Origin of the sequence: Rugamonas sp., assembly GCF_025354735.1 — a bacterium.
Taxonomy (GTDB): Bacteria; Pseudomonadota; Gammaproteobacteria; order Burkholderiales; family Burkholderiaceae_D; genus Rugamonas.
Genome location: NZ_JANXMI010000103.1, coordinates 1 through 2451 on the forward strand (window position 1 = coordinate 1; position 2451 = coordinate 2451).

The 2451-nt window shown below is 68.2% G+C and carries 3 protein-coding genes; all 3 read right to left on the bottom strand.

Going from position 1 to position 2451, the window contains the following annotated elements; genetic code table 11:
- Positions 1-106: 106 nt before the first annotated feature.
- The 3 genes from Q0S71_RS08850 to Q0S71_RS08860 are packed head-to-tail and all read right to left on the bottom strand — an operon-like array spanning position 107 to position 2450.
- Positions 107-709, bottom strand: a complete 603-nt coding sequence (locus Q0S71_RS08850; RefSeq protein WP_295994015.1) for an SRPBCC family protein — start codon at positions 707-709, stop codon at positions 107-109.
- Between the two features lie 8 nt (positions 710-717).
- A complete protein-coding gene (locus tag Q0S71_RS08855; protein WP_295994016.1) occupies positions 718-1410 on the bottom strand; it encodes a hypothetical protein in 693 nt (230 codons plus the stop codon).
- A gap of 29 nt (positions 1411-1439) precedes the next feature.
- Positions 1440-2450, bottom strand: a complete 1011-nt coding sequence (locus Q0S71_RS08860) for an AraC family transcriptional regulator (protein WP_295994017.1) — start codon at positions 2448-2450, stop codon at positions 1440-1442.
- Position 2451: the final 1 nt, after the last annotated feature.

The window sequence follows — 2451 nt, forward strand, 5'->3', positions numbered from 1 at the left end:
GGGGTCAGACCCCGGTTTCGAATGAATCTATCGAAACCGTGGTCTGACCCCGATTTCGCGAAACTATGATCTGCCCCCCGGTCTTGACCCCGGTGTCGGCGGCGCGCTACGGTTTGCGGGCGCGGCCGCGCAGCGCTTCCAGCGTATCGGGCAAGCTCTTTTTGCTCATGATGTCGACGATCCAGCCCAGCCCGAACGGCACCGGTCCCGGATCGGCGTAGACATAATATTCCACCACGCTTTTGCCGTGGTTGGCCGGCAGCGGCGTGAACATCCAGTAGCCGCTGGTGTCGGCGATGGTGTCGGCCGGCGCCAGGTCGGCGCGCGCCACCAGCTTCCACGATAGCTGGCAATTGTCGCCGCCGCGCTTGGCGTCGAGCTGCAAGCGGTAGCGCTTGCTTTTCCCCAGCGGCAGGCTGAGCGTCATGTCGATGACGGCGTGACCGTCCTCGCTGCTGACGATGGTCGTCCCGGCCGTGTTCGGCATGAAGGCCGGGTAGGCGCCGTAGTCCTGCACGATGGCGCACAGCTCGGCCACCGGCGCGGCGATGATGGTGACGGCGTCGTAGGTCTTGCCCGCCGGCGAAGCGCGCTGCACTTCGGCGACGTCGACGCGGTCTTCGGACAGGCGCTCGGCGGCGATGCTCTGGGCCTGCGCCGGCGCGGCCCACGCCAGCGCGGCCGTCAATGCCGCTGTCGTTGCAAGCACGCCCCCCATCAGTGGTGCAAGCCGACGGTGATGACGGTGCCGGTCAAGTCGATATTCTTGATCGAGATGCTGCCGAAGCTGGGCCCGTCCGAGCCCTTGACACGGATATTGGCGAAGTTCAGCTCGCCGATCGAGGTCGGCAGGCTCAGCGTCATGCTGCCGTCCTTGTTGATGGTGGCGGCCGCCTTGCCGGGGTCGTAGACGACGTCTTTCATGCTGCTGTCGGCATCGAGGAAGCCCAGCACCGGGTTGAGGATCTTGGCCATGTCGCCGACCACGTCGATGCCGTTGCTGCCGACCTGTTGCCGGATGCGCGCCACCAGGTCGTCGCCCAGGCCTTGGGCGGCGGCGCCGCTCAGTTCATCCTCGGTCAGCATCTGCATGCCGGCCTTGTTGTGCGCCAGGATCACCGGCGTGGCGATGGCGATGGCCGGCAGCGCTTCGGCCGCGTAACCTTCCAGCGGCGCCAGCAGCGACGTCGCGATGGCGGCGGCCAGGCGCAGGTTGCGCTGCTTGCGCAGCGCGTCCTGCACGTGCTGCTGCGTGATGATGTTCCATTCGGCGAAAATGTCGCCGAGGCGCTGGCCGGTGCTGCGCTGCTTCTCGATGGCTTGCGCCAGCTGGGCCTGCGAAATCAGTTTCTGCTTGACCAGCAGCTGACCGAGCATCGATTTTTTTTGATTCCCCGATAGCCATCCCATCGCCGTCTCCTCGCGTGTTGTCGTGCTGATTATTGATCGGCGCCGGGCCGCTGGGCCAGGCTGACGATGTCCGACGGCGCCATGCCGAACCAGCGCTTGCAGGCGCGGTAAAACGCGCTCGGTTCGGAAAAGCCGAGCTGGAAGCTGAGCATTTTCAGCGACAGGTCGCCGCTGCCGAGCGACTGCCGCGCCAGCTCGCGACGGGTGTCGTCGACCAGGGCCGTGAAGCTGGTGCCTTCCTCGTCCAGGCGGCGTTGCAGCGTGCGCTCGCTCATCATCAGCAGCGCGGCCACGTGGTCGCGGTGGGGTGGCCCCTTCGGCAGCAGCGTGGCCAGCAGCGCCTGCACGCGGGCGCTGAAGGTGGGCGGCTCGGCGTGCGCCAGGCTGGCCAGCACGTGGGCGCCGGCCGCCGCGCCGTCCAGCGCGTGTACACCGGCCGCGCCATCCAAGACGTGGGCGCCGGCCGCCGCGCCGTCCGCCAGGGGCGCGTGCGGCGGCTGCGGCGGCAGCGCCATGACGAGGTCCGAGTCGGCGAATTCCATCACATTGTGCGGCATGTCGAAACGCACGGGACAGCCGAAGGTTTCGGCGTAGACGTGGGCGTTGGCCGGCCGCGGGAAGGCGTATTCGACCACCACCGGGGTGGCGTGGTCGTTGCCGGAGGCGCAGCGCAGCGTGCGCAGCAGCACGCACCAGACGAAGTCGTAGCGCTGCTGCGGCACGGGCCGGTGCGCGCCCGGCAGCACCATGCCGACCCGGGTGTGGCCGTGGCAGCGCTCTATCGTGCTTTGCACCGTCGGCGACACCAGCATGATGTGGCCCATCACGCCCAGCCAGCCGAGCCGGTGCGGGGTGGAGATTTTCAGGCCGATCAGCGGGTCGCCCGACTGCCGCACCACCAGTTCCCACAGGTGGCTCAGTTTGTCGGACAGGGTGAGGGCGTCGCAGGCCAGGCCGTCTCCTTCGTCGAGGCCGGCTTCGGCGAACAGCGCGTCGGCCTCGACGCCGGAATGGGCCAGGCGCGACTTGACGCCGCGCACC